A 4,891-nucleotide genomic window follows, 5' to 3' on the forward strand; every position below is an offset into this window, starting at 1 on the left:
AACCGCCACCAATTCGCGGTTGATCACGGTCAAAAGCCCATCGTTGCGCCAGCTGTAGAAATAATACCGAACAGTCGAGACCGGCGGGAAATCCTGCGGCAGGAGCGACCACGCGCACCCGGCGGCAGCAAGATACCGGATTGCGTCCCAGACGCGGCGCAGGTCAACGGTGCGCGGACGCCCCAGCCTGTTCGGGCCGGGCAGACGCGGGCCAATGACGGCCCACTCCGCATCCGGCAAATCGCTTGGATATCTGGTCGCCGTGCGCATATGCTGTTCGCGGGTGAGTTCGGTCCAGGCCATCGTGATCTCCGTTCAGCTTCGACACCTGAACAGAACCACAACCTGCTGAATTCACTCAACTAATTTCCGATCAGGCTCTCAGGACCACACTACACGGCTCCCTCGGTTTTCGGCCGTTTCAGAGTTACCCTATGCCACAGTCAGATGGCGTCGAGGGGATCGGTTCTCAGGCGATTGCGGATGTGGTCGAAGCCGGTTCGAAAGAAGGACTTGGCGTGGTGGCCGTGGCTTTTGCGGAGTGGCGTGTGCGTTCCCAGCTTGTCTGCGGCGGCACGGCCGGCCCAAGCAATGGCCAGTGCGACAAGCGCCATGAGCAGACCGAGCTTGCGCAAATCGGTCAGGCGGGTGTCCTCGATGTTGAGGCTGCGGGTCTTTGCGTCGCCGAACAGGCATTCGATCGCCCAACGTTTGCGATAGGTGCGAAGTGCGATCTGCGCCTCGACGTTGGTAACCACGATCAACCACTCGTCCTTGAGCGGCTTGTCGGCGATGGTCAGCCGTGGCGTATTGCCCGCGGCGGTGTCTTCGCGCGTTCCGAGACGGGCGCGAAAGACCCGGCTTCGCCGGGCTTGGCGCAATCTGACCCGCAGGGTCAGGTCATGCCCCTCCTCGGTGGTGATGCGGAGATTGTCTCTGATGCAGATGGCAAAGGGGATATTGGTTTCACACAGGAATTCCATCCAGTCGGCGCCTACGAATTCCCGGTCGGCCAGCAGCCTACGGATGGTCGTGGCGGGGAAATGTGCAAGATAGCGCTTGATCAGGGTAATGCGCATGGCGGTGTCGGAGCAACCGCGGCTCTCGATCACCGTCCAGAGCAGAGGCACCCGGAACCGGCGGGTGACGACGGCCAGCACGATTAAATTCACCTCTCTCTTGCCGATCTGCCAGTTCGTGCGGTCGAGTGCGAGCAGCCACGGTCCGTGCTGCCCCAGGACGCCGATCAGCAGCGGCAGCGCCCAATACTCACCCAAACGGACATACTGGAAGAAGCGCTGCAGCCGGCGATAGGTGGATGCCGTCTGCACTGCGCCCAGCCGCTCGCAAGCAATATGGCTGAGGTTCACGCTGCGCGCGCTCACCATGCCGATCACGATCAGACACAGTGTCTGCAGACGGCTGTTGCCCAGATCGATCTCTGGGCGCAAGATCTCGGTGAGGGCGGCAATGGCTCGGTTCGGCATGGGACGTTTCCTTGGTCGGAGTGGTCCAGTTGAATCCATTCTGTCGCCCTCAGCCAGCCCTGTGTGGTGTAGTGTGTCTCAGAACCTTTGTCCCACGTAGACGTAGAGCAGGCTGTCTCCTTCTTCGCTGATGGAGCCGTCCACGGCGAAGTCGACGGGGAACTTTTGCGACACGCGGTATCTCAGACCGAGGCCCGCCGCCGCGCCGACGTCGCCGAGGTCGTCGAGGCCGCCGCCGACGGCCCCCACGCCACCGAAGGCGACCACCCCGATCCGCTTGCCCAGCCGTTTGCGATACTCGATTTGCGTGGACATAAGGGCATTGTCGAGAAACTCGGTGATGTTGTAGCCGCGAAACGAATCCGTGCCGCCGAGCGAACAGAGGTCGTAGAACGGCACCCGGCCAGGCGCCGCGCAGCCGACCGCCCGGATCGCGATCACGCCCGTCTCGCTCGTGGGGACATACCTGTCATAGGTCAGGACGGATTTGACATACTCGTCGCCGAACCTTCCCGAGGGCTCGTTATACATGCTTGAAAACGCGAGACTGAACCCGGAGGTGGGGTAGATCTTGTCGTCGACCCGGGAATAGTCGGCGACGAGGCCGAACCCGACCGTGCTGAACCCGTCGGGCAATCTGATAAAGTTCGGCAGGTTAGGAAAGATCGGATCCGACGACCTGATCGTGGATTCGAGGTAGCGCGCGCTGGCGCCGATGCGGAACTCTGGCGTGACGCCATACATCAGCTTGAGCTTGATCAACTCGCCCGTCTGGTTGATCGGAAGCGTCCCGCGGGAGGTTATGAGGTCGTAATCGATGTCCGCGTCGAGATATGTCATCCCGATGGTCCAACGATTGTCCATGAACGCGAGGTTCAGGGTAAGCCCGTACCCCTCGGACCCGTTCTGCGAGCGCAGGTAACCGATGCCCAGCATCGACGGGTCCGAGCCCTCGTCGATATTGAAGAGGTACCCGGCACCAAGCGCCAGCCCGGTGTCGATCATCGGGTCGCTGAACGGAATCGGCGCGATGATCAGCGATCCGCTGCGCAGCCCGAACTCCGATTTCGAAGAGGCGCTGGTCAGCGGGGCCATCTTGTGATCGAGATTGCTTTCCGCGGCCGCGATCCCCGAGGGCTGTGCCACGGACATGCACAGGCAGACCACGCAGAAGATCAAATGCCGGAGACGCATCGCAACCCGGCTTTCGCCACAGGGGAAAGATCCGAGATCACGTGCACCGCCGCCGACCGCCCGCCCGGGATATACGATGCCGCGCCACGAAAAACGCGATGTCCCAAGGGAGCCGTTGCGTGGCTCCACGATCCGCAGGAGCAGTTGTCTGGCGCGAGAGCAGTGGAGAAAGGTCATTCGGAAATTCCTTTGAGTCGCCAATGCCCGCAGGTGTCCGGGCAAGGTGAACCTGAGCATGGAAAGCATCCCCGGGAGGCTGAAGTCCATGATCCCCGTCGCCATGCCACACCGCGTCATCCTCAGAATAGCAACAACTTGCGCAGGACTTGGAACAGATCCTGCGCGGGCAGTTGCGTAGCGCCGGCGGCGAAAACGGGCAGCACCGCCGCGGCTGAAATCGGCAGAAGCGACGCGCGCCGGATCAGCACGGTGGACAGGTTTCGCGCGGCGTCGAAGATCGGCTTCGGATCGGGAACGGACGCGGCCTCGCCGATCTCCGCCTCGGTGGCGCCACACATGCTTTGTCCCAGCACGCCATGTTCCTCGGCCAGTTGGCGGCGCGTCGCCTGGGCCTGGGCGAGTTCGAGCGTCTCCTGTTTCAAGTCGCTCAGCGGCTTGGTGAAGAACAGCGCGGGCAAGGACAGCAGACCGTTGGTGATCAGCAGCCACGCGATCATCACCGCAGTGAAAATCGTCGTGGTGATGGTCTGCGCATGAAAATGCTCGGCGATCGCGGCCCCCAGATTGCAACTGAGCGCAAGCACGAAGAGGGTGTAGGCATTGGGAAACTCCCCCACGAAGGCGATCCCCCCGGCACCGTCCGGATGGGTGACGCTCAGCCGCAATTCAAGAGCGGCGAGCGACTTCAGAAGCAGCGCCACGATCAGGATGCGCCAGATCCAACGGGCCAGGAGGAAGAAATAGATCGGGCTGCTGATCCAGAGGCACCACAAGGCCGCGTAGGAAAAGCTCTGCCCGCCACTGCCGGCGGCGAAAGCCCATGAATGGGCATCGAAATCGCTCAGACCGACCGCCGCGGCGGCCGAAAACGCACATGCTACCGCGAAACAGATGACCTCTGCGAGGCGCGAATTGCGACGCCGAACCGCGAGGGCCGCCGCCGATTCGGCCGCCGCCCGGGCCCCGGGCGCGAGCAGTGGCGGGCTGAGCAGGGGACGCAGGACGGTGGCGAGTTGCGCCTCTGCCACGGGTTCCATCGCGACCAGCAGACCCACCCCGAGAAGAAACCGCGACAGTACCGGAAGGTGAAGCAGGAACGGCATCTCGGCAAAGCTGCCGAACGCCTTTCCCTCGAAACCGCTGATGACGAGGGGCACGCCCCATGCAATCAGGACAAGCAGCAGTGCCCTCAACACCGGACGCAGATGGTCGTCCGTGACCAGCCCGAGCCGTGCCTGCATCTGGTGATAGAGCCCGCCGCGCGCAATTCTGGCCGCCTCGAATGCCGGGTCGTCGGTCATGGACCAATCGCCCCGATCTGGCGCGGTCTCGTGCCCGCGACGCGGGCACGATCACCGGTGTGACGACCGGGGCGGCCGATCAGGCGCCCTGAAGCTTCTTGGTGCATTGGCGCGCCTCGTAGATCGCGTTGCGAACGTGGTCGAGTTGCACCGTCACCTTGAACGGCTTGTCGGGGAAGACGACCATCTCCTTCTGCTTCTCGAGATCGAGCCGCATCTGCTTGCGGCTTTCGCCCGTCGCCATCACGTAGCCGCCCTGGTAGTCGCCGGACGCCCCGTGCACGACGGCCTTGGACTGGCCGACATAAAGGTTGCCGTTGACGATGATCGCGACGGCGTTGGTGCCCTCTTCGAGCTCGGCCCCTTTCTGGAAGATGCCGAGATAGCCGTACTCGTTGTCCTTCGTCAGCCCGATCTGGACCAGGTGCCCCGCCGGGTCCGCGCGCGAGATGAAGCACGACCCGCGGGTGAGGTTCTCGTGGACGACCCACTGGCCGACGTCGCGATAATGGGCGATCTCGTCGGTGTTCAGGGGCAGCACGTCCTGGTCCGCCGCAAGGGCCGGCGTTGCCGCGCCAAGCAGCAGCGCGGCGATGGTCCTGGTGATCTTGTTCATGTGTCTTCTCCTTGGGTTTGGGCTGTCAATGTGCATTCAAAACTGACCCGGTGTGATCATCCAAAAATGACCCACCCCGGAGGTGGCAAAGCCCACAGGCGAGCGGCCACCAA

Annotated in this window: 5 protein-coding genes; all 5 read right to left on the bottom strand. The window is 63.0% G+C overall.

The annotated features are described in order from the left end of the window. On the bottom strand, positions 1-303 hold a 303-nt coding region (locus V8324_RS20975), incomplete at its 3' end, for a transposase (protein ID WP_336421843.1). A gap of 140 nt (positions 304-443) precedes the next feature. Continuing rightward, positions 444-1,487: an IS4 family transposase gene (locus tag V8324_RS20980; protein WP_336421844.1), complete on the bottom strand. Its 1,044-nt coding sequence runs from the start codon at positions 1,485-1,487 to the stop codon at positions 444-446. Positions 1,488-1,565: 78 nt separating this feature from the next. Next, a complete protein-coding gene (locus V8324_RS20985) occupies positions 1,566-2,681 on the bottom strand; it encodes a BamA/TamA family outer membrane protein (RefSeq protein ID WP_336421845.1) in 1,116 nt (371 codons plus the stop codon). Positions 2,682-2,980: 299 nt separating this feature from the next. Then, positions 2,981-4,162, bottom strand: a complete 1,182-nt coding sequence (locus tag V8324_RS20990; RefSeq protein WP_336421846.1) for a hypothetical protein — start codon at positions 4,160-4,162, stop codon at positions 2,981-2,983. A gap of 79 nt (positions 4,163-4,241) precedes the next feature. Next, entirely contained in the window at positions 4,242-4,778 is a 537-nt protein-coding gene (locus V8324_RS20995; protein WP_336421847.1) for a hypothetical protein, read from the bottom strand. Between the last annotated feature and the right edge of the window lie 113 nt (positions 4,779-4,891).

The sequence above is a fragment of the Roseovarius sp. D22-M7 genome, assembly GCF_037083785.1.
Taxonomy (GTDB): domain Bacteria; phylum Pseudomonadota; class Alphaproteobacteria; order Rhodobacterales; family Rhodobacteraceae; genus Roseovarius.

Excerpts from the sequence above, each read along its gene's own strand:
- V8324_RS20985 (WP_336421845.1), bottom strand. The coding sequence starts at position 2,681 with ATGCGTCTCCGGCATTTGATCTTCTGCGTGGTCTGCCTGTGCATGTCC.
- V8324_RS20995 (WP_336421847.1), bottom strand. The coding sequence starts at position 4,778 with ATGAACAAGATCACCAGGACCATCGCCGCGCTGCTGCTTGGCGCGGCA.
- V8324_RS20980 (WP_336421844.1), bottom strand. The coding sequence starts at position 1,487 with ATGCCGAACCGAGCCATTGCCGCCCTCACCGAGATCTTGCGCCCAGAG.
- V8324_RS20990 (WP_336421846.1), bottom strand. The coding sequence starts at position 4,162 with ATGACCGACGACCCGGCATTCGAGGCGGCCAGAATTGCGCGCGGCGGG.